Origin of the sequence: Desulfogranum marinum, assembly GCF_016918565.1 — a bacterium.
Lineage (GTDB): Bacteria > Desulfobacterota > Desulfobulbia > Desulfobulbales > Desulfobulbaceae > Desulfogranum > Desulfogranum marinum.
Window position 1 is genome coordinate 178,133 of record NZ_JAFFQD010000001.1, and the last position, 23,274, is coordinate 201,406.

General features: G+C 45.9%; 19 protein-coding genes and 2 pseudogenes. 9 read left to right on the plus strand and 12 right to left on the minus strand.

Going from position 1 to position 23,274, the window contains the following annotated elements; genetic code table 11:
• Positions 1–344 precede the first annotated feature (344 nt).
• Entirely contained in the window at positions 345–3,872 is a 3,528-nt protein-coding gene (locus tag JWH17_RS00765) for a hypothetical protein (protein WP_205220641.1), read from the minus strand.
• Between the two features lie 361 nt (positions 3,873–4,233).
• On the opposite strand from JWH17_RS00765, the pseudogene JWH17_RS00770 reads away from it, so the two are divergent.
• A pseudogene (locus JWH17_RS00770) lies at positions 4,234–4,761 on the plus strand (arginase family protein); the annotation flags it as partial.
• 281 nt (positions 4,762–5,042) lie between these two features.
• Positions 5,043–5,432: a hypothetical protein gene (locus tag JWH17_RS00775; protein ID WP_205220643.1), complete on the plus strand. Its 390-nt coding sequence runs from the start codon at positions 5,043–5,045 to the stop codon at positions 5,430–5,432.
• Between the two features lie 220 nt (positions 5,433–5,652).
• On the opposite strand, the pseudogene JWH17_RS24500 reads toward JWH17_RS00775, so the two are convergent.
• Positions 5,653–6,649 (minus strand): annotated as a pseudogene (locus tag JWH17_RS24500) (glycerophosphodiester phosphodiesterase family protein); the annotation flags it as partial.
• A 237-nt stretch (positions 6,650–6,886) separates the two neighbouring features.
• Positions 6,887–7,357, minus strand: a complete 471-nt coding sequence (gene sixA, locus JWH17_RS00790) for a phosphohistidine phosphatase SixA (RefSeq protein WP_205220645.1) — start codon at positions 7,355–7,357, stop codon at positions 6,887–6,889.
• Between the two features lie 480 nt (positions 7,358–7,837).
• Here sixA and JWH17_RS00795 point away from each other — a divergent pair, with 480 nt between their 5' ends.
• Together JWH17_RS00795 and JWH17_RS00800 are read left to right on the plus strand one after the other, a co-directional pair.
• On the plus strand, positions 7,838–8,410 hold the full coding sequence (locus tag JWH17_RS00795; protein WP_205220646.1) for a PocR ligand-binding domain-containing protein: 573 nt from the start codon (positions 7,838–7,840) through the stop codon (positions 8,408–8,410).
• A gap of 464 nt (positions 8,411–8,874) precedes the next feature.
• Entirely contained in the window at positions 8,875–9,510 is a 636-nt protein-coding gene (locus tag JWH17_RS00800; RefSeq protein ID WP_205220647.1) for a LysE family translocator, read from the plus strand.
• Positions 9,511–9,555: 45 nt separating this feature from the next.
• On the opposite strand, the gene JWH17_RS00805 is transcribed toward JWH17_RS00800, so the two are convergent.
• From JWH17_RS00805 to JWH17_RS00835, 7 genes are all read right to left on the minus strand, one after another.
• The gene (locus tag JWH17_RS00805) at positions 9,556–9,777 is read right to left on the minus strand and encodes a hypothetical protein (RefSeq protein WP_205220648.1); all 222 of its coding nucleotides are present in this window, start codon (positions 9,775–9,777) and stop codon (positions 9,556–9,558) included.
• A 42-nt stretch (positions 9,778–9,819) separates the two neighbouring features.
• A complete protein-coding gene (locus JWH17_RS00810) occupies positions 9,820–11,346 on the minus strand; it encodes a DHA2 family efflux MFS transporter permease subunit (protein ID WP_205220649.1) in 1,527 nt (508 codons plus the stop codon).
• 55 nt (positions 11,347–11,401) lie between these two features.
• On the minus strand, positions 11,402–12,520 hold the full coding sequence (locus JWH17_RS00815; RefSeq protein ID WP_205220650.1) for an HlyD family secretion protein: 1,119 nt from the start codon (positions 12,518–12,520) through the stop codon (positions 11,402–11,404).
• Between the two features lie 3 nt (positions 12,521–12,523).
• Complete coding sequence (locus JWH17_RS00820) at positions 12,524–12,958, minus strand: MarR family winged helix-turn-helix transcriptional regulator (RefSeq protein ID WP_205220651.1); 435 nt, start codon at positions 12,956–12,958, stop codon at positions 12,524–12,526.
• 156 nt (positions 12,959–13,114) lie between these two features.
• Positions 13,115–14,830: a hydroxylamine reductase gene (gene hcp, locus JWH17_RS00825; RefSeq protein WP_205220845.1), complete on the minus strand. Its 1,716-nt coding sequence runs from the start codon at positions 14,828–14,830 to the stop codon at positions 13,115–13,117.
• A 253-nt stretch (positions 14,831–15,083) separates the two neighbouring features.
• Positions 15,084–15,404: a cupin domain-containing protein gene (locus JWH17_RS00830; protein ID WP_205220652.1), complete on the minus strand. Its 321-nt coding sequence runs from the start codon at positions 15,402–15,404 to the stop codon at positions 15,084–15,086.
• 387 nt (positions 15,405–15,791) lie between these two features.
• Complete coding sequence (locus JWH17_RS00835) at positions 15,792–16,556, minus strand: YdcF family protein (RefSeq protein WP_205220653.1); 765 nt, start codon at positions 16,554–16,556, stop codon at positions 15,792–15,794.
• A 206-nt stretch (positions 16,557–16,762) separates the two neighbouring features.
• Here JWH17_RS00835 and JWH17_RS00840 point away from each other — a divergent pair, with 206 nt between their 5' ends.
• The gene (locus JWH17_RS00840; RefSeq protein ID WP_205220654.1) at positions 16,763–17,743 is read left to right on the plus strand and encodes a DUF2860 family protein; all 981 of its coding nucleotides are present in this window, start codon (positions 16,763–16,765) and stop codon (positions 17,741–17,743) included.
• A 47-nt stretch (positions 17,744–17,790) separates the two neighbouring features.
• On the opposite strand, the gene JWH17_RS00845 is transcribed toward JWH17_RS00840, so the two are convergent.
• Entirely contained in the window at positions 17,791–18,318 is a 528-nt protein-coding gene (locus JWH17_RS00845) for a hypothetical protein (RefSeq protein ID WP_205220655.1), read from the minus strand.
• A gap of 635 nt (positions 18,319–18,953) precedes the next feature.
• On the opposite strand from JWH17_RS00845, the gene JWH17_RS00850 reads away from it, so the two are divergent.
• Both JWH17_RS00850 and JWH17_RS00855 read left to right on the plus strand, forming a co-directional pair.
• Entirely contained in the window at positions 18,954–19,547 is a 594-nt protein-coding gene (locus JWH17_RS00850; protein WP_205220656.1) for a lipid-binding SYLF domain-containing protein, read from the plus strand.
• 486 nt (positions 19,548–20,033) lie between these two features.
• Positions 20,034–20,816 carry an enoyl-CoA hydratase/isomerase family protein gene (locus JWH17_RS00855; RefSeq protein ID WP_205220657.1) on the plus strand — a complete coding sequence of 261 codons (783 nt, stop codon included), beginning with the start codon at positions 20,034–20,036 and terminating at the stop codon, positions 20,814–20,816.
• A 177-nt stretch (positions 20,817–20,993) separates the two neighbouring features.
• Here JWH17_RS00855 and JWH17_RS00860 read toward each other — a convergent pair whose 3' ends face one another.
• Positions 20,994–21,815: a class I SAM-dependent methyltransferase gene (locus JWH17_RS00860; RefSeq protein WP_205220658.1), complete on the minus strand. Its 822-nt coding sequence runs from the start codon at positions 21,813–21,815 to the stop codon at positions 20,994–20,996.
• A 406-nt stretch (positions 21,816–22,221) separates the two neighbouring features.
• On the opposite strand from JWH17_RS00860, the gene JWH17_RS00865 reads away from it, so the two are divergent.
• Positions 22,222–22,824: a cytidylate kinase family protein gene (locus tag JWH17_RS00865; RefSeq protein ID WP_205220659.1), complete on the plus strand. Its 603-nt coding sequence runs from the start codon at positions 22,222–22,224 to the stop codon at positions 22,822–22,824.
• A gap of 54 nt (positions 22,825–22,878) precedes the next feature.
• On the plus strand, positions 22,879–23,274 hold the full coding sequence (locus tag JWH17_RS00870) for a response regulator (RefSeq protein WP_205220660.1): 396 nt from the start codon (positions 22,879–22,881) through the stop codon (positions 23,272–23,274).

Consider the following 23,274-nt stretch of genomic DNA (forward strand, 5'->3'; position numbering starts at 1 on the left):
GTATTTTCATTAGTTCAGGCGGCGTCAGTTTCATTTTTTCGGCAGTGAAAGGGTAAGCGGATACTCCGATAGTTACCTTTTTTTACTGCAAAAATACAGAAGTAGATGGCGTCGACCGGGCTGACCTTTGGTGACCATTGTGTAAAATTGTAAGTTCTCATTATTGAGTCCAAGCAGCTACAATCGCACAATATCTATCAATTTAACACAATGGTCAGGGGAAATCCGGCTAATGCGATACATCTCATTATTCCTTTTCCCTGTACTTGTCAAAGCACAGATAAACACTTTTTCCCCGTTCTATCAGCAATCATGCTCTGAGCAGGTGTGCGGTGCAGGTCGTCTCAGTTCCCAAATATATTCTCTAATAAACCCGGAATAACCTTTTGTATTTGTTTTTCTACCGCACCGGCAGCTGCTTGCTTAATGATTTCGGCAATGGTTTGTTGGAGATTATCTCTACTGAACAATGGCTCATCAACAGAGCCTTTAATGGGAATATCAATGGTTGTTCCTTCCAGAATCCGGTACCCTTCCTTGCCGACCAACGCCTTGGTAACAGGAATAGTTAAAAGATAGTCCAACGACCCATCATATCCCGCTGACCCATGCAGGGTCATCTCCGCCTCCGCAGCCAAAATGTGCACAGGTGAACAGCTGACGCGACCATTCTCCCCTTGGCAGGTAATCTCTGCATCCTTCAAGTCCAGAGAATCTCCGGAAACATTCACCAGCTGCAATATTTCACGTAGAAAAACATTACTTTCAAGCTGAACCTGCTGGACATCAATAATTGTCCGAAAACGAGTCTTCTCGGCTTCACCAAGCGGGACAAAAAGCGAATCAGCACGCATACTGATCACCCCTTGTGGACGGACAAGAACACCGAACAAAGGATGCATTTTTGCCAGTACATTTTTCACCAACGGTTCCTGCAGGTGAACTGCCGAAAGAATTTCTTCCGGCTTCTGTAGCGAGAGAGCAGCAGTGTCCCCGGTTCCGTCATACAATGGGGAGAACGATAGAGTTCCCTTGTTCAAGTTTCCCGCTGCAGTGAAAATCCCTTTCCCTTTCTCAATAGCGCTGGACAAAGTAAACTTACTGATATCAATCCCCTGGTACTGGATAGCATCTATTCCGCCTTGATAATGGAAAGTGAAAGGGTTACCTTTCTCCCCGCTTTTACTTAAAGCAAGGGAGGCAGAAATGGTCTGTGCGTTTCGCCCTGTAAGTTTAAACTGCTTACCCGTGACGGATTCAAGTAGTGTCGCCAAAAAGGTAAAGTCAGGGATCACCTCCCCTTCGATGGTAATATTAGCTGCATCACCACCACGGAAATCGGCTTTGCCGTCCCAGGTCAAGAGCTGTGACTGTACCGATATCTCCGGTAATACAGCGTCTTTCGTCCCAACAGCATGGTGCAGTTCAATCTTGGCATTGAGATCCTGTTTGTCTACAATTATTTTCTTATCACGGAGATAGGCCAGATCCTGCCCCTGAATTTGCAAAAGTGCCTCAAGCTGCTTGTCACGTCCAAAGACGTGTCCAGAAACGACTGCGCTGCCCTTGCCTTTGACGGCACCAGGCAATTGATCCATCTGATGGATGACTTCCACTAAATTATCTACAGCAAATTCGCTGGTAAAATCCAAGGTAAAATCGCGAGTCAAAAATTGCCAATCGGCAACTTGCATAGAGGCGGAAGGAACTGAAAGTATTCCAGAATCAAAAAACAGATGCGGCAACACCATTTCCCTATGGGTCAGATCAAAGGTTGCCCACCCTTTTTCAACGCTCCCGTAGTCTTTCCAGTCATTAAGCACCACCAAAGGGGCCACATTCACAAAACCAATTGGAGAATCAGGTGTTTTCCCCAATAGAGCAAACCGTACGTGCTGGTCTTCATAGCCTATATCACGATACTGCATCTCCAAATTACTAATTTCAAAATCAAATTTACCTATTTTTAGTAATTGCGGCTCGGTTTTACCGGAGGCCTTTACCGAGGCTACCCCTTTGGCAAATATTTGTTCCTTGTCAGGTCGAATACGATTGAGAAAGGTGGTCAGCGGTTCCAGATCCAGGGAACCGTTAACGGCATACCCGCCGTTGAGCCAACCGCTGCTGCTCCGGCCGGCATCACGCTTCATATCAAACAACTGCGCTTGTCCTTCTCCCAACCAGCTGTCAGTGGAAAAATCTAAGTCCATGCTTCCTTTGCCGTCTAACCAGGAACGCGGAGCTGTTCCTTTCACTGAAAGCTGCAATGGATGCTCAGGGACAAAATTGCCGCGGGTGTCATCCATGGCAAATTTTTTCACGTTCAGTGTGGTCGTTACCTGATACTGTTGATCCTGCAATATCATTGAAGAGCTGTCGAATTCGGCCTGCCCGCGGACCTGGTACTCAGTTTCCACAAAAGTATTCATTGCCTTGGATGCTTTCTCCAGATCCGCCGTTCCGTGGAGTGAAAAATTATCCAAACTGCCATTGCCTTCCAAAGCCAGAAAATCGGTAACAAGTTGTAACTTTGAAAAAAAAAGGCTCCCGCCCCCCTCCTCCTGATACACATCCACAGAAAGAGAGAAAGGGTCATCCCAAAGGATGTGTTGTTGTTTAAAGGCTCCTTGCAAAACACTGCTCCCGGCATTGGCTACAACCCTGTTAACCCCTTTAGATTTTTGTAAAGCAAGGTCAAAATCAAGCTCCCCCTCAGTAACAGTCACATCATCTTTCATCTTAAGGGTATGGGGAAACATGGTGAACAAGGCAGGCAATTGTAACTTCCCGGAGGCTTTTACTTCTCCATTGTTATCATGCAAAGTGCCGCTGCTCTTTAGGCTCAACAATTCTGAATAAAGAAGAAACGTATTGACCGCCCACTCTTTTTCAGATTTCCGCGCTCCATCAATGACAAGTTCCAGTTGTTTAAATTCTGGACGATCAGCTCCCAAAATCCCACCTGTCAACGCAAAGTCATTTATAGTACTGCTCCCCTGAACAACAATATTATTAAAGCCAGCAGTTTTGACCTGCCATTTCCCATTAAGCATTCCCTGCCCTGTAGGAACAGGACCACCGGCCGGCTGCGCGGCTGCAAACGCTCGCAGGAAACCGGTCAAGTCCAGGCGGGTAATCTCGACTTCTGTCGAAGAAACAAGAGCAGGCAAAAGCGGCTGATTATATATGGGCAGGTTAAAAAAGCCTTTTGCAAACACTCTGCCTTGCTGCTCTCCGGACAGCATCTGGAATGCATAGTTCACCGTCCCGTCATTGAGGCGCGCCTGAAAATTAATTTCTTCAGCCAGCGTCTGCAGACCTGGTGCAACCATGGGAGTAATAACTCGTCCTTTACGCACACGAAGGCCGGCAATCAATCCTTCCCAAAAAGGTTTTTCCTTACCCGGGCCTGCCGATTCGTTTTCTATGTTCGACTTCGTTTCGGCTGAGGAGGGATCAATTTCGACAGGTGACTCTGTTTGCGCGGAGCCACTTTCGCTTTTCGCGGCACTGGTTTTCGCTGCAACCGGCACTCGTATGACAGGAGAATCTATAAAAATCTCTCCAACATTGCGCGGAGCCATCAATAATCTCAACAAACTCCGATCAACGGCAACTTGCTGCGCCATGAACAGAGATTGCCCGTCGGATCTACGAAACTGCACCTCATCACATGCAAGGCCTTTCGTCCAACCTCCAGCACAGGATGTAATTGTCAGCTCACCGCTAATAACCTGATTGAGTCGTGGCAGAATAAAATCGAGCCCAACCCGTGAAAAAAGGAAGGTAGGGAGAAAGGCTACGGTTAAAAGCACGAGGAGCAGGCAAGAAGACAATATCCACTTCCATATTTCCCCCCTTCTTTTTCCCATCGCGAGCCTCCTTATTGCCTCTATTCATTGATAATGACATCAGCACCTTGGCCCAAATCCAAGACGTTGTCAATGGTCTTCTTCGCGCTATCAGTTAGAAAAACAGAACATTGCCATTGTCATGCATCTGTTAAATAAACTGTAAAAAAAAGACGTCCACGACTGTCATACCCACTATGAAATTCACCCCTCATTCCTTAGAGAGAAAGTATCTGGCACCAGATTCGCTAATTAACCTGAATAAATCACCCACCTCCAGTTCATAATAATAGACATAATGATGTTCATGGAGACTTTTTTTCTGATTCATTGAGCTCCTTGAAAAGTCTTATCCAGGCCTTGTGAACGGGGAGAACCTGTTGCATTGTTGCATTTTGATGCCCACAGTGACACTATCCCAGAATACTTTGGCCGAAAGTACAACCATGGCACCCCTTTTTACTGGGCCATTGAAGAAGGGTTGATAAAGCCGGAGCACTCAATTCAAGTAGGTATCCGAGGTCCATTGTACAGTAAAGACGCTCTGGATTACCCCAAAAACAAAGGGCTGGAGATAATCACAGGTCCCCAGCTACATGCTATGGGAGTGACAGAGGCAGTAAAAGCTATCAGAAGCCGCATCAACGACCAGCCTGTGTACGTTACCTTTGATATCGATTTTCTTGATGCAGCCTACGCTCCAGGAACAGGAACTCCGGAAATCGGGGGTATTACCACTCACCAGGCACTGCAGCTCATGGTGGGCTCCTGCCTGGGTATGAATCTTAAGGGAATGGACCTGGTAGAAGTTTTGCCGGCCAATGATAACGCAGGCATTACAGCTCTTGCCGGAGCGTCTCTCATCCACCTCTTCCTGGCCTTAGTTGCAAAAGGGGTCGAAGAAAAATGAACCGCCAAATCGTTACAGGCAAAACTCTTCACCTTCTTTTCACGGGAAAGAAAGAACAGCAGCCTGCATTTCCTCACCCTGCTCTGCAGGGTACCTGATCGCTCAACAAGAAAACGCTTCATCCTGACTCACCTTGGGTCAGGATGGTATTTTCTCCAGCTGCTCCCCTACCCTTCAACGAAAAAAACTTCAGTTTTCCGTATAACACTTGAAAACACCCCCGCAAGCGCATTACAACATATTCTCCTAAAATGATTGAAACAAAATAAAGGAGTCCCAAAATGAACAGCAGTTGTGATTTTGCAGTGCCATCAGCCAAAGAGTATACCAAGGCTTTAAAGAAATTAAAAAAAAACATCAGCGACGAGCAACGTCAAATGCTGGAATCCCACTTCAGGTCCGCCAACCAATCAGCTCCCTTTACCAAGCTTGCAGATGCTGTTGGAACTGATGACTATTCAGTGGTTATAGATGAATACGAAAAACTCGGTCGCATGCTTGGTGACACATTACATATGGCCTATTTGGAAAGCGTTGCCAGGCCGGGCGAACCCTTTTATAGCAGTGCCATCGGTTCTGGAAACCCGTACCGCTCTGAAAACGAGCATTACCAACTTGTCATGCACCGCGAGCTGGTCGAAGCATTACGAAATTTAAAATGGTTTAAGTAATTGCACGATACTCTTGAAGTGAGAGGGAGCCAAAAAGGTGTTCCCATGGCAGTAGCCAAATATCTTCGCCGGCCATACCTGTGTAGTCTTTACCGTTGCTGTATCCCAGCTAAAAGCTGGCACCCGTGAAGCAGCATTGTAACAGGTAAACACTGCGTTATCCTCCGCAAAAGCCACAGCTCTGGATTTGCGGAGGACAGGTCTATGTGTGTAAATGGTATTACAACCCTTTGCAATTGGCATAATAAGTGACCGTCGCCGGCCAATCTGAAAAAATACCGATAACGCCGACATCCTGGGCAAGCACGTCAAGCACAGTCATCATATCTCCGTCATTATCGATTGCTCCTTTTGTCGTCTGGTAATACCACCCCCCGCCTGAAACCAAAAGACCTGAGCGCTCAAGTGTCCAGGTAATGATATCCAAACCTGCCTCTTTTGCTTTTTGAGCATAAACAGAAGGGACTACTTTGCCGCTGCCATCAACTGCCAGCAGCATCCACATTGGCGGCGCAATAATCCGGACACCATCGCCAACCAATTCGTCCATGGTAGGTGACCATGTTGCAGGGTTGGTATGGTCAAAATTTTCATCATCGTATCTTCCGTCCAGATAAACACCCTGCTTACCGAACTTAGGCTCATTTTTGATCCAATACTGCACATCCTCCACACTAAAAGATTGGGCAAAAACCTGATCTGGTTTCGCCCCTGCTTGTTTATACTCATCGATCATCTGCTGCGCATATTGTTGCTGGGTATATGTTCCCCCAAAAGGCATGACAACAATGGGTTCCTTTAGTTCAGGAGTCATCTTCACTCCCAGCTCCTGAAACAATGCTATACTTTCCTTGTGGGACACCACGGTTCCACATGTTGCATAGAGGTCGGTTCTCCAGGGTTATATCACTGGCACAACAATTGGCAGCAGCCGGCTTCAGTAATTCACCCGTGCCGGCATCGAATTCCGCGGGGGTAAATGGTTCGCTGCACTTTGCTGCCAGCTCAGGAATGGCAAGAATATTGGTTGTGGTGTGCAAATCACACTGTGAATGACGGCATACAAGTTCTGTATCCTTGGTAAAGGTCACATCACATTCAACAATACCTGCCCCCATACGGGCGGCAGCCTCATAAGATTCTTTCGTATGCTCGGGAAACTGCATAGCCGCCCCGCGATGACCTATGGAGAAATCGCTACGGGCAAATGCCCGTTCAGCATACAAATGTATCGAAGTCGGAGCTTATCTGCTCAATCGGTCAGCTTGTGAACATTTTACGCACTGCTTGTTGGATGGTTACATGAACCAAGACATATATTTGAACCGTGACAGGTAATTTTGCCAAAAACAATTTCATTTAACGCAAGCACGACTTTTCCAAATAGCTCCAGACCAGTCTCCCCCGCACTGCTTTATTCCTCCAATGCGGGAAGTAAGACAGGCTCTGCGTTATCATGTAATATTGGGATTGAGCGTCCATTTAATGAACCAGTCAGCTGCCCCATCTTCCCCTGTTTCGGCATCAAGACAGACAATCCCTGAATTCTGGAACTTATAAACAAGGTTATCTTCGCCGCCTGTGAGCATAAAGGAAACCAAGCGCTGCAAAAAAGGTAAGTGCCCGACCACCATCAGATTCGAATGAGGATCAAGCGTCTCGGCATATTTACGCACATCATCCAGCGGCTTAATACCGGAAATCATTTCTAAAGGAGCTTGCACGGACAGTAGGTCATGAAAAATTAATGCAGTCTGCTCTGCCCGTTTTTTTCCCGAATGGACGATCCGGTTTACGTTTATCGCATATCCAGCAGCAACCTGACCAATCCTTTCTGTTTCTGCTCTCCCCTTGCGACTCAAACCTTTTTCCGGATCAACATCTTTTGACTCGCTCACACCGTGCTGCACAAGAAAAAGTGCCATGGTCTTCCTCCGTTTTTGGTTCCGATAGTCTATCTTGCTTAGCCATTCACTCACCTGATGCACCATCGTAACTCACAGGTCCCCCACGAAGTCTTCCACTGGTTGCTTACCTTTTCAGAGGGACACGATCTTCCGCATAAATAGGCTACCGGAGTCTTTGCTTACCTGCAAAAAAAATCGCGCCTGTCCAAACATGAGGCACCTGTAAACAGCTGCAGGTTATAGGTAGAATAAATCAAAGAGTTACCAACCCAGCAATTCGTTACGCATCATCAACATATTCGCCCCTTCAGCAGGGCATAAGGGCTAATTCGTTGACCACATGGCCGCCCCACTGTTTTTTATCATTAATATCATCTTTACTTCATTATATATTTTCGAAAGAGACTACGCCACAGGAACCACGGCTACGTCTGACTGAATATTGACATTTAACGCGCTCATCTGTACTGTGATTTTAGTTGTTTCAACTGAAGGGACATGTCCCAAAAAACCCGGCAACTGCGTCAGTTACGTGGCCGCCTCAACAAGGAGTACATCATGAAAATGCTGGATCTGCTCACCAAGGAGCAATGGACCGATTTTGAAAAAAACCTGCACAACAACTGGGGCGTTAATGCCTGTGCCTATAACGAGGCTGGAGCCACGTTCACAGGGTTTAAAAACTTCGTCAACCCCCTGTGTAAGGAAATTAAAGCTCACCCAGAGGGCATCCAGGCCATCTGTTCGGTTGCCCACCAACACATAGCTAAACAAGCCAAAGATAAGGGGGCAACCATCATCGAACCGTGCGACGCAGGGCTGCTCAAAATTTGCACCCCTTTGTTTATAAACGATGAATTCGTTGGTATTATAGGCGGATGCGGTCGCCTCCCTGAAGGCGAAGAAGTGGAAAGCTTCATCGTTCACAAGGCCACAGGAGTTACCCTGGAAAAAGTGGAAGAGCTGGCCAAGGAAGTCCCGACCATCACCATGGAAAAAGCGCAGGAAATGGCTACTTTTCTAGAAAACTTTGTCGCCGATATTCAAGCCAAAGCGGTCGGCAACGCCTAACATAATGTTGAAAAAATTTTCAACCAGCAGCCAACAACATGGCTGCCCACTTAGAACCGGGAGAGACATTCTTATGGATACCACCATGCAGGAAAAACTGACTGGATTGCTTTCCTCCCGGCCGGAGACCTTCAAGCAGCCCAAAGCCTGCTTGGTAAAATTCAATCAGCAGCGTTAAGACATGAACGGCGTCACCCTTTGCCTGCTATCCCGTCCGAAGGGCTCCTATACCACACGCGCCGCAGAAAATAAACGCTACCTGTTCAGTATGATAGACGTGATCATCAACGACCTGGTCACTCTCCAGCATCCCCACCCGCCATAGCAACTGCATAGGAATTATTTCACACCTTTTGAAAACACCGCAAATGCTCATAGCCCGGAAGCCACTGTACACACCTTAATAAATGCGTACCCAACATGGACGCTGGCTTTCAGGCGCAACTAGAAATGACATAATACCAATGGATCCCAACACTCTTTTCACCTGTTTAATTGCCGTAACGCTACTGACACTTACGCCCGGAATTGACACCCTCTTAGTCGTGCGTAACAGTGCTCGCGGAGGATGGTACGATGGAGCGCTGAGTAGTCTCGGGATTTGCTCAGGACTTTTTGTGCATGCTTCTGTTTCCGCCTGTGGAATATCAATTATGCTCTTACAGACAGCATGGGCGTATAACGGGTTGAAAATACTGGGTGCTGCCTATCTTCTCTGGCTGGGGCTGACTAATTGGAGCAGATTGCTCTTCAATAAAAAAAACTCTGTGTTTGCCGACCTTTCGGTTACCCCACTCAAATTTAATGGCTTGCGATCTTTTCGTGAAGGCTTTCTCTCCAATGTCCTTAATCCCAAGACCATTGTTTTCTATATGGCTTTTCTCCCCCAATTTATTGATCCAAACAAAGGAGCACTTTGGCAGTCACTCACTGTTGCAGCCATTCACTTCATGGTTGCGATGATATGGCAATGTTTACTTGCCTCTATGGTGGACCGGGCAAAAGCGTGGCTGAAAAGTCCAAGATGCAGCCGAACATTCGATGGATTAACAGGCTCCATGATGATCTTTCTCGGTATCCGACTGGTGTTTACGGACTAAATAGGTATTGTGTCATTCCAGACTCTACCACAACCGACACTCTTTCTAATTCAGGCACTCGATCAGCAGGGGTTCCATTACATACTGTAAAGGTCCTCCGCCGCCTTCAATGTCCCCTGCCAATATGCCGGCATTCCAGAACGCAACCACTAACAGAAAAATCAACATACACGCTAAAAGTGGATACACGATTTTTTCGAGATTGGAAAATGGCGCGCCTCTGCTCTTATGAGCTTTCACGGCATTAGCATTTTCACCCATCTCCATACACTCTCCTTCCATTGCCTACCATTATCATTGAAGCACCTTTCAAGCTACCGATTGCCGAGAGTGCTTCATCAGCAACAAAAGCAACATGGAACAAATAACCATCCACATGATGAGCCTGAAATCATTTAAATAGGCAATGGTCACCGACTGCTTGATTACCTGGGAGTAGAAAGTAACCACACCTTCAATACTTGATAGGCTTTGTTCAAGGGGTGCTTGACCAGTAATAAAAACATCCCTGAAAGGATGGAGCAGCGCAGCAAAATTCGTCTGATTGACCTGGCTGTTTCTCATCAACAACGTCACCACTACGGATATACCGATACTGCTGCCAACATTTCGCATCAAACTATAAAGAGCAGTCCCCTCGGTTCGAAAATGCTGGGGCAGAGTTGCAAAGGTCACGGTGCTAAGGGGTACAAAAACCAGCCCAAACCCAAACCCCTGGATCATTCCAGTCCAAACTATAGTAAAGGCACTTACATCGAGGTTAAAACCGCCCATAATCCTCAGTGCCAGGGCAGTAAGACAGAGCCCGCTGAAAATAAGCAAACGGGTATCAACCTTATTGACCAGACGGCCAACCAATACTAACGCCACCATCGTTCCCATCCCTCTTGGGGCAAGGACATAGCCGGTTGTGACAACTGGGAACCCAAGTAAATTCTGCAAAAAAGGCGGTAGGAGAGCCAAGGTGGCCAGCAGTGTCACCCCAACAGTGAAAATCAGCACCAAGCCAACAACAAAGTTGCGATCACTGAAGAGCTGTGGGGAAATAAAGGGGGTGTCTGTAGTCAAGATGTGGACGATGAACATGTACAGACACAGCGAGGTCACAAGTGCTTCAATAATAATTTCTCGGCTTGCAAACCAATCGAGCGAATGGCCACGATCCAGCATGAGCTGCAAGGCTCCCAGAGATACGCTAAGCAGCAAAAAACCTAACAGATCAAATTTACGCTGATGATCACGCCGGGTTTCCGGAATAGAAAACCAAATGCCCAATGCCGCAACAAGCCCAATAGGAACATTGATATAAAAAACCCAGCGCCAACTGTAGTACTCTGTAAGGTAGCCTCCGAGGGAAGGGCCGAGTATTGGCCCGACCATGATCCCAAATCCCCAGATAGCCATTGCTGAACCGTGCTTTTCCTTTGGATAAATATCCAAAAGGGTTGCCTGAGAAAGGGGCACAAGAGCAGCACCAAAGGCGCCTTGCAGAAACCGAAAAATCACTATTTCTGTCAGCGAGTTTGCGGCTCCGCAAAGGATGGAACTTATGGTAAACCCAATTACAGAAGCGAGAAAAAGGCGTTTACGACCATAACGAGCCGCCAGTATTCCTGTGGGCGGGGTCATAATGGCAGAGGCCACAATATAGGATGTTAATACCCAGGATATCTGGTCCTGGGTTGAAGACATCCCGCCCTGCATGTTCGGCAACGCCACATTGGCAATGGTCATATCCAATGCCTGCATGATGGTTGCCAGCATGACGGACACAGTAATCAATCCTCTAGGCAAAGTGTGCTGAGGCGTTTTCTTCTTCACACTAACGGCTTGCATGCAGGCCTGTTTCTTTTGAATAAAAAAAAACTTTTGATAAACACATAGATAATGCTTACTTCGCTTGTGCTGCCGTAGCTACAGCAGGAAAACGTTTGTGCAGGCTCGCAAGGATAAAGCGACGATGCTCGGTATCAATACGGACAGTGGTACTCATCCCCGCTCGCAACTCTCGATTTTCATTTGTATGCTCGAAAACTATCTTCACAGGAACCCGCTGTACAACTTTCACCCAGTTTCCGGTCGCATTTTGAGAAGGAATAATGGCGTATTTACTGCCCGTAGCAGGACTAATGCTTTCAACACTACCGGTCCACTCCTGGTCCGGATAAGCATCAATTTCAATCTGCACCTTCTGCCCAGCCAAAATATGGGTGAGATCAGTTTCTTTTACATTTGCTTCTATCCAGAAGCTGGAATCATCAACAAGGCTCATCACTGATGTGCCGGATCGAACAAGCTGTCCGATTGCAGGTATCTTGCTGACCCGTCCGCTAAAGGGAGCACGGACAATAGTCTTGCTCAAATCCAGTTCTGCTTTTTCAAACTTTGCCTTGGCCAAACGATATTCTGCCAGATTTTCCGGCGAGTTGTCGGGGTCGCCCTCAAGCCTGGTTAAAATTTGCCCAATTGCAGCCTCAATGATTCGATATTTCTGTTGATTGACGTCCATCACATGCCTGGCATCATCGAGCTTGGCTCCTGAAACCACCTTCCTCTCAGCCAAGGCAGAAACCCTGCGCAGTTCCTTTGCTGCATATGCAATGTTTTTTTGAGCCAGTTCAAGTTCATCAACCTTTTGCAGGTATGCTGCTTTTTGTCTCTTGATATCTGCACAAACTCCCTGCAAATTAGCGCGAGCCTGGTTAAGCTGAATCTGATAATTGGTATTTTCTATGGTGATAAGCGGCGTTCCCGTTGTGACATGATCATTTTCCCGCACATGAACAACCTCAATCGGACCAGACACCTCTGGCCTGACAGTTATCATATCCGACTGGACATACGCATTATCCGTTGCCACATATCGCCCGCCTGTGGAGTAAATAACGAGGCCCATAAAAACTATCAGGCAAGGCACACAAACCAATAACAGCAGACGAAATCGAGAGCTTTTTGTCCTTTTAGCAGAACAGGGCTCTGCAGCTTCGGTTGTCGTTGGCACGTTAGTCATTACTTAATTCCGGCTGAGGTTAGTCTTCATTTTGCGCAATATATCCAGAAAAACGGCAGTTTCTTCATCACTGATCCCCTGCAACGCTTGTGCTCTTGCTGCAAACGCAAACCCTTTGACCTGATCAAGAAAAGGATGGGCTTTTTCAGCAAGATACAAACAAGCGGCCCTCCGGTCATTGGGATCAGGCCGACGCTCTACCCAACCTGCAGTTTCCAGCCGATCGAGCAAACGAGAAAGACTGATCGGTTTTATCTCCAGCCTGTCTGCAAGAACCTTTTGGTTACAACCTTCATGCCTGGCTATATGCACCAAGGCTCTCCACTGCGTCTGGGTAAGGCTCAGCTCCGAAGTCTGTCGATCAATGAACTTCCTCAGTAGAATAGAGACATCATGCATTAACAAGATAATGGAATCGTTGGGGTCTATTTTTTTCATGCCGCCACCCTAATTTGTCCTGCACTTACAAGCAAGAATTATTATAAGCCATGCTTACTATTTTTCATGGATCGACACTCGTTCTCGAGAACAAAAAAAAACGGCAGAAGGTATCCCCTCTGCCGCCTATTTTTCAGAATGCTTTATAAATAAAGCTTATTCGCCAGCCATCATAGCTGCAATATCATCCTCAACTGTACCGATGGGCTTGATGTTAAAATTTTCCACCAATACATCCAAAACAGCAGGAGAAATAAAGGCCGGCAAGGTTGGTCCAAGGCGAATCCCTTTTACTCCCAGGTGGAGCAAGGCAAGGAGTACCGCGACCGCTTTCTGCTCATACCAGCCGATATCAAAGGAGATGGGAAGCTCATTAATATCATCAAGTTCAAAAACTTCTTTGAGCTTGAGAGCAATCACCGCTAAAGAGTAGGAGTCATTGCACTGTCCGGCATCCAACACCCTTGGAATCCCGTCAATATCACCAAGGTTGAGCTTGTTATAACGATATTTAGCACACCCGGCAGTTAAGATGACGGTATCCTGAGGGAGATTCTCCGCAACCTCGGTAAAATAGGCGCGGCCTTTTTGTCTGCCATCACAGCCGGCCATAACCACAAATCGTTTAATCGCGCCTGATTTTACAGCTTCAACGACTTTGTCCGCAAGGGCCAATACCTGATTGTGCGCAAAACCACCGACAATGGTTCCGGTTTCTATCTCTTGTGGAGCACTGCATGTCTTTGCCTGTTCAATAATCGCCGAGAAATCTTTGGCCTGGCCATCCACCCGATCAGTGATGTGGGTTACACCAGGGTATCCTGCTGTGCCTGTCGTATAAATACGTTCTTGGTACGAGTTAGATTTTTTGATAGGAATAATACAGTTGGTGGTCATCAGGATCGGACCGTTAAACGATTCAAAATCGCTATTCTGGTGCCACCACGAACTACCGTAATTGCCCTTGAGATTGTCGAATTTTTTAAATGCAGGGTAATAATTGGCAGGCAGCATTTCCCCATGGGTATATACATCTACACCAGTCCCCTGAGTTTGCTCTAGCAGTTCTTCCATATCCTTGAGATCATGCCCGCTGATGAGAATACCAGGTTTGTCGCCAACACCAAGATTCACTTCGGTAATTTCCGGGTTACCATACGCACCGGTATTGGCCGCATCAAGTGTGGCCATGGTTGTGACCGCACACTCCCCGGCCTTCATCACCAGCGCAACCATTTCGTCCACTGAATGATTTTCAGTGGTAGATGCCATCCCTTCGATGACAAAATCATATATTTCGTCTTTTTCAAGCCCAAGCACTGCCGCATGGTCAGCATACGCGCTGATACCTTTAAGGCCTAAAATGAGTAACTCCCGAAGCGAGCGTACATCTTCATTTTCTGTTGCCAGTACACCTACTGTTTTCGCTTTTTCCTGGAACATGGCAGGATCGCTTGAAAACCAAAGCGCAGAAGCATCCAGCTGAGCCGCCGGTGAACGCTCTTCACCAGGGCTCAGGAAACGCATCAGTTTGGTCCAGATTGATGCTTTCCGTGCGGGTGAGGAAATGCTGTCAAATTGATCTTTAAGCTTGGTCTTGATAACCTGAGAACGTTTGATCCAATTCTCCAGACTTTGATCATCAAAGTTGGCATTAGTGATGGTGGTAAACAAGCCCTGACAGATAAACAAACCAACACTGTTGTCGACCGCTACCCCGGCTTCTTTTAAGCTTTTTGCCAAAACAGCAATACCTTTGAGATCATAAATCAACAGATCCTGCAGGTTGGCAGTCGTATCCTGCTTGCCGCAAACGCCTTTAACAGTGCACCCCGTGCCTTTCGCAGCTTCCTGGCATTGAAAACAAAACATATTCATTATACTCGTTCCTCTTTGTATTTATTGAGCCTTTTTTCTGTAGCGTTGAAACGATGCTTGCATGGGCTAGGTATTGAACCGAAAAGGTCTTGCATGCGCAATCGTCCGAGACCCTGCACGCGATACATTATGTGCAACTTTATATACTCTTTTAAGAAACAACTCTTTGACCTGTATCAAGTTTCAACATTTGTTTTTCCGCTTTCTCGCTATTATCTACTGTTCCGGTAAGTAATCCACTCCCCTCTCAAATCGGTGGTGTGATGGTTACCAGAATTCTCATTTTGGTTTTCGCTCTTACCCCATGAGGTTCACTGATTTGGGAGACAAGCAGATCACCGCTGTTTGCCGGAATCTCCGCATCATTTGCGCCAAGGAAGAAGCCCTCTCCATCAAGGACCAGGATCGATAATTCACCATCCAGATCATGGGAGTGGACAGGAAAGGTGACTCCAGCATCCAGGTTAAAATTTATAATTTTAAAATTCGGTGAATTTTCTACCAAAAAAAATCGTTTCATTTGGCCAGGGGTAAATTCATTGGTGTCATCGAGATGGATAATTTGCATTGTGTGCTCCTGTAAATCCCATTTAAGACTGCTGTTGCAGGGAAGAATAATTCCCTTTCATATTTCCTTAGGATAGAGCAACAGCTATGCCATTTTAAAAATAACCAAATATTAGGGATATACATTTTCAGTTGCAAAAAACACAACACTATAATCGTTGTTTACATGACAACATGTTGCTCAAAAAACAACAAACTGTTCAGAAACAGAATCAGCAAAGAGAAAAAGAGTAGAGACGGAAAAGACTGTACGCGAAGAGGAAAAGTATGGAACCGGCAAAAAAACGAGATGTATGACAACGTATTTTGCCGGATGATTTTTTTGCTGAAAAGCAGGTAAAGTGACGTTTAAGAGGATGGAAAAACAAAACCATTTTTGAGGTATTTTTTACTCATCCTCCAGCAACTGATACGCCCAGTAACCGAGCCACTCATGCAACGCCTCACTGCTCAACATAAGTGCACCGGCGTTGGGCATAAACGAGTTAATATTTAAGGATCTGCGATCTCTGAAATTTGTTGGTGCAGGCAGCACCTTAAACCCCGCCTGCTCAAAGCTCCATTTTGCCCGCATCATATGGATTGCACTGGTTACAAGGAGAACAGTGGTCTTGTTTTCTTGAGCAAGAAGAGCATAACTGTAACGGCTATTTTCGGCCGTGGTTCTGCTTTCCTTTTCCAGCCATCGCACCTGCACATCGTAGCCTTTAAGCAAATCAAACGCCATGGTCTCGGCAAGACTGCGCGGTTCACCTCCCTGAACAGAACCTCCGCTGACCAGTACCGGCAGACCTGTCTTTTTTTGTAAAAAAGCACCATATCTAATCCTGACAAGTTGTTCTGCACCACTCACAGGTTCGCCAAACTCAGGCGCGTAGACGTTTTGACCGGCAGATAAAATAACAATCGCATCGGCCTTGATAATGCCAAGTTGCTCCGTACCCAGCGCAGAATATTTTTCCAGACTCCGAGCAAGAAACGTCGCCACCACCGGGGTTCCCAACAACCAGAGGCTGCAAACAGCAATCAGGAACAGAGCTTTTGCTATTGCAGGGGCTCGTTTGCGAATTTTCCAGACCATCAAAAGAACAACTACCTGCGTAAATGGGGGAAGCAATAAACCTTTGAGTACATATCGCAAATCCATCAACATGGTACCACCATTATTTGTGTATCTTCTATCGGTACAAAAGCAACTTCAACGGTAACTGCTGGATTCCAGCCAACGCAGCCAACGCAGCCAACAACCAATATTTTTTACAAATGATTTCCAATATTTCATTTTTTATTATAAAGCATTATGAGTTGGCGTTTGTTTTCGATTTATCACATAAACCAATATAAAAAGACAGACCTACCATGAAGAAAAAAGCTATCAGCTCCCTCCTTTCATGCAGCCTCCTTTTCTCCGGCGCACTCGTTTCAGCGCAAGAACAAGCACAAGAATCGAGTTCCGTTTCCGGCACTATTGGTTTAGGAGCACTCATAATAAACAGCGGCAACAACCTTAACCCAAAAGGTTCAGAAGAACGACTCGACAATCTCCAATCAGGTGCTGACCGTGAAACAACCGTTATCCCCCCCATACTTGTTAATGCCGTGTGGGACGTGGGAGAAGCAGAGGGAATGAAGCTGTATCTCTCAACCACTCCCCCCATTGACGAAGTAGGCGGTTTCACAATCGATATGGGTGGTTCCTATCGCTTACCAGAGGTAGGAATTTTTGAGGGTTCGTTCTTTGTCTCCCCTTTTGCAAAGGTTTATGAAAATCCTTACCTCGTCGGCGTTAATCGCATTGAAACGGATACTACAAAATTCGGTGCTCAGGTTGGCCTGAATAGGATTATGGGCTCTGGACTCCGCGTAAAATTCATCTATCTCAACGATGATGTCGACGACGATGTCATTGGCGCACTCGAACCGACTCTGGCAAGAGACGGTTCCGTGTACGTGCTGAATATGAACTACTCTTTTTATCCGACTGATACACTGGAGATTCGCCCCCGTGCAGGCGTCCATTTTGGCGACTATGACGGCCAGGCCAACTCGTACACTAAATACAAACTCAGCCTGGAGGCCAGGTACACGCTAGACAAACTAATGATCGTCCCGAGGGCGTATTACAGCCATAGCGACTATGACGAGCAACATCCGGTATTCGATCAAACCAGGGAAAATATTGGCTATGGAATAAGCCTGATGACAACGTATATGGCGCCATTTAATTTCAAGAACTGGTCCACCACAGCTCTGGTGAGTCTGAGCAAAGGAGATAGCAATATCGACTTCTTTGACACCGAGGCTCTCACAATTGGTGGTTTTATAAATTACCGTTTTTGACCAAATCTATCCAACAACAGGAGAAGATCTAAATACAAAGGGTACACTCAAGCACCCTTCTGCAATAGACGCAAGACATGCTGTTCAAGCTGGTATTGTTTACTCAGGAGCTGCCCTGTCAATTTTTCCAGCGCATGCAAGTCTGCAGGTGTGCAGGTATCATAAATGTGTTTGCAGGTATAATTGAGACAGAACATGGGCTTAAAGAGAAAAATACAGCCCCGCTCACCTAGAAATAAGCATTCCTGTCCATTGAGCTGGACAACCTTTACCTCAATACCGGCCAGGCTATTGAAACAAAGCTGAACAGCATCCACCTCACCACTCATAAAACGGCTGCAACAGCCACCTGAAGGGCTGGTCGCACACGTCCCGCAAAGTGCGCCAAGCTCCATGTTCGCCATGTGCAGGTTCAACGCCTCTGCATACTCCTGCAACAAGGAAAACTGGTGTCGAAAATCAGCATCCTGCGTCAACTCTTTGCCAACCATCGACAGAATCTTTTTACTCACCTCAAGCCGATCGCTTACAGAACCAGCATAAATGTGGGAATGACGTATCTGCGTGTTACGCATGTTTCTCCTGGTGAATATCGGAAAGAATGTTTTGTAAAGTGGACCATAGATTCAAATACGCTGTATAAACAATCTAACTCATTACCACCAAACCTTATTACAGTACAAAGTGCTACAAAATCGGCAACGAAGTCGCTCCAGTTACACGGGTTTTCCCCCGCAATGTATACAAACATCACGTTTCGTAATCAATCCAACCAAAATGTTTCATCAGTTGAGGCGGTGGCAGGCTCAAAGATTTTTGGTATTAAATAGGTAAGCGAAGACTCCGGGTAAGCGAAGACTCCGGGTAAGCGAAGACTCCGGGTAAGCTATCGGAGTCTGCGCTTACCTTTTCTTGCCGAAACACTGAAAAAAACAGCGCAGCATAGACTGATCTTCAGTGAACAATTCAGGCTGAAAAAAACTAGAAGCTGCGAAGAAAACCAATCATCGTGGTCAGGATAACTGCTCCATTTTGGCAGTTATTACTACAAGATGGAAGCCAACTCCTTGTGCAACCACGTCGTATATGCTAGGTTTGGTCCCAAGTATCTTCCAGCTTCCTCGTTCACTCATATTGGGATAGCAGGAGATACTTTTTAAATCGTTGTTTATCTTTTGATTCAATACAAAATAATGCAAGGAGAATTACGATGAATCCAATTATACGTTTTGTGGTACTTACTTTTGCTTTTGCCCTTCTTTCCTCCCCTTGTTGGGCTGACAATTATGCAGATACCAAAAAAATGTTTACAGATGCGGGAATCTCAAAAATGTTTCAAACCGCTTACGGGTATGCCCTCTTCCCGACCATCGGCAAAGCTGGTTTCGTCGTTGGTGGTGCGTACGGTAAAGGCAGGGTCTATGAGCAGAACAAATATATAGGCGATACTGCAATGACCCAGGCGAGCATTGGATTTCAGTTGGGCGGCACCGGCTTCAGCCAAGTAGTTTTTTTCCAGGATAAACGAGCACTGGATGAATTTACCACCGGCAACTTTGAGTTCGGTGCCGAGGCACAGGCAACCGCATTGACAGCAGCAGTAGGTGCTTCGGCAAATACGGCTGGAGGGTCAGCAGCAGCAAGTGGCGGCAAAAACAACGCTAAAATAGCAAGCTCCGGGTACAACAAGGGGATAGCAACCTATACCATTACCAAGGGTGGTTTGATGTATGAGGCCAGTGTCGGCGGCCAGAAATTCAGTTTTACAAGACGGGTTGCCGGGGGAAAACATCTGGGACAATAACTCAAAAAATCACTCTCATATTCAGGATAATAGACCGGCAGCAAGTCATAGCCTTTACAAGCTGGGCATACTTGTTAAGATGGCTTGCTGCTTTTTGACCTATTCATTTGGTGAATGAACCCTCCCTGTCGCCTTTTCTCCACCGCCTGCAATAAAAATAACAGAACTTCTCTGTTAGCAGCTAAGCCCATGTTCTATGCTTTGTGGGCGCCCTTCGCAACAACGCTCATTCAATCTGCAGCAAAATAAAATGAGTAAGATGAGCAGAAACGATCCACACTGTAAACTAACTGTTTTCACCTCTCCTCCTGATAAAAATTCAAGGCAACAATCAACACCCGCCCTCTTCCCTTTTTTTCACTGCACATGTAAACACAGCTGTACACTTTATTTTTCAAAAAATCAGGTGCCGCCAGGTTTTCAATTCGGTATCATGTATTTTCAGCTTTTTCTACATTGATGCAGCAGAGGACTACTGGAGCAGATATGAATGAACCGATTGTGAAAACAAACACTAAAAATGAAATATGTACTGTAACCATTAACAGGCCTGAAAATTTAAATGCTCTCAACAGCGAACTGCTCGACGCATTGGCAAAGAGCATTGAAGAAATCAGCACTGCCAACGAAATTAAAATTGTTATTATCACGGGGTCGGGCGACAAAGCTTTTGTTGCTGGAGCAGATATTTCTGAAATGACGGAAATGAATCCTGTCCAGGCGCTCCATTTCTCACGTAAAGGACAAAGACTTCTCGGCAAAATTGAGTCAATGGAGAAAGTTTGTATCGCTGCAGTAAATGGTTATGCATTGGGCGGTGGATTTGAACTCGCCCTCGCCTGTGACTTTATTTACGCATCAAGCAATGCCCAGTTTGGTCTACCCGAAGTCACCCTTGGAATCATACCTGGGTTTGGGGGTACGCAAAACCTGCCGCGGCTTATTGGCCCAAACAGGTCGCGGGAGCTCATTTTCAGCGGAAAAATGCTGAGTGCCGAACAGGCAGAAATATGGGGTATTGTCAACAAAGTGGTCGAACAGGATACTTTGCTGGCAGAAGCAAAAAATATAGCGACAACAATGCTGAAAAACGGACTAACAGCCATTGGCTTTGCCAAAGAAACGATCCGCAGTGGATTGAATATGCCCAAAAACGAGGCCATCCTCCACGAAAGTTCCATTTTTGGCGGTCTTTTTTCTACTTTCGATCAAAAAGAAGGGATGTCCGCTTTTCTTGAAAAAAGAAAAGCTCTTTTTAGCAATGTGTAATGTGCATGTGGCAGACAGGGTACCTGTTCAAAAAGTGTAACCATTTAGAGGTGCTACAGCTGTGTGGGTGAGTCGCCTGCAAAAAATAAGCGGCGGCGAACAATCACCAAGTTAAATCATTTTTTGCAACTCTTCAGCGCACCATAAACACTCTCGCCTTCATCTCGAGCTGAACAGTCACCGATTTTTCTTGCAGACAACAACCATGCTCCCTCCGCGAAAGAGCTTGGCAATTGATCGGGCAAACGGTCGCAAGTACCATTTTGACTTCAATCGTTGATAAACATGTCCCGAACGATACGTGTGCTCATCCACTATGCTAAGCCCCATATTGCTAATCAATTGTCGCAGTGAAGTAGAAGAAAAATGGTGTTGATGATAGGGAATCTGCCACCCTTCCCATTTACGTTCATTCATGCTGCAATCGATAGAGTCATGTACCGGCACATCAATAACGACGACACCGTCATCATGGAGTAAAGAACAAAAGTGCTCCAATGTTGCCGTCGGCTCTATAAAATGCTCCAAGCTGTGCCAAAAGGTAACCGCATCAAAGGGCCCTTGTTGCTCTGTAAACTCCTGCACTTCCCTTTCATCTGTAAATAATTCTATTCCTAATTGTTGCTCGATATACGCCTTGTTGGAAGAAGAGACATCAAAACCATATGGGGTGTATCGATCTTTGCAGGCATACAGAAAAAAACCGAGCCCACAGCCGACATCCAACACTTTGCCGTGCGCTATTTGTTTTTTGACTACCTTAATGCGATGGTCTTCCTGCCGTTTTTTGCGCTGGAGTTCTTTTTCTCCCGGAAGACAAGCCTCGTACTGATCAGTAAAATATTCTTCATCATACAGTCGATCAAGCTCTCCCGGCGCTAGTCTGGGAAGCGTTATTCCATGGCCGCATTCCCCGCATATTTCTACTCGGTAGTCCATAAAAGAATGCACTTTCACATAATCTGTTTGCTCGCATATGGGACACAACTGATTGTTCATAAAAACACTCCTTGCCTGCTCATGTGTTTTTTCTCTGCCTACGAGGAGAATTGAATATATTCGCCATCATGCCCAGGCATATCCCGGCCAGGATTCTACTTATTTTGTTCTCTGGTTCACAGCACCGACACCATCTTTCATTAAAGGCTCTGCTCCCATTAAATGCAACATATTAGTAAGTTATTCCAAGATAAAGCTGACAACCACTTGGTTTCACATCTCTTCTCTCCTTTTCAATTGTTCCCCCCTGCACGTGGTTGAGGCAGACTAAAAAAAGGATGCATTTATTAAAGCACCAACGTTATCTGTAGAGGCCTTTTTTAACCGGCTGAAATGGAGCAGAGTTTCTCAACATAATGGCCCGAACTATGCAACAAAAGGATGCAATCTTTTTAGGAGAAAATATATGATATCAATTGCCCTTTTCCCTTGTAGGTTCACCGATGCTGCACGGATAATAGGTGAGTTATCCTACACCCTTTGCCAGCCTGTTTATACTGATAGCATGTTGCTTGAAGAAATGAGTAAAAAAGAAGGTATCCCGATTAAGACGCTGCAAGAAAAACTATTTTCCGATGACCAGCTAACACATCGGCGCAGCATGGAAAAGGAGATCCTGATTGATCTCCTCCGGCAACGCTGTACAGGTCTTCTGGCCGACTCTACAAACTATATCTACTACGGTTTTTTCAGTTCATTACTGGAATCCAACGACCATTTGATCCAAAAAATATTGATTTTATCAGATGAAAAAAGCCGAATTCGACGAGCAATCCGTCAAGAGAAAATAAACAAGGAAAGTGCACGAAAATTAATCAAAGAATACGACCAAAAGGCTGCTTGCTGGACCCAATTCCTTTTTAACAAATCCCCTTACAGCCCGGATTTATATGACACAGTTATTCGATATGAAGGCCAGGATCTACTTGATGTGATCGCCTATATTTTCATGCTTCAAGAAGAGCGGGTTCAACATGACAAATCAGACGCTGCACCTTTTTTCACGTAACAAAGCTGATAGATAACCTATGAGAATTCCGAGTTCAACCAGATTGAAAAAGCCATGCAGAGGGCCACATCTTTTCGCATCGCAGTAACGGATGTAAACAGCCATATACGAACTTTGATTCAGCGGGAACTCACCCAAGAGGCCTACTCTGCGTTCTGTGTACATTGTGAAGATGACGTTCATGCCTTAATTGAGCACCCCCTTATGTGTGATCTGATCATTCTTGATCCTGAACTTTTCCACCCCTATGGCACTCCCCTGCTCAACACCGTACTCAAGACCTATTGTGCAAAGGAAATTATACTGCACACCTACCAGGGAATACTCGACCCCTTGCCTGAGAGGGAGAATATTGTCCTGATCGAGAAAAATGAGGCAAGTATTGTGGCTATCAAAAACAGGGTTCATAGTTGCCTTAAAAAGGTTCATGAAAAACATATTGGTCATTGA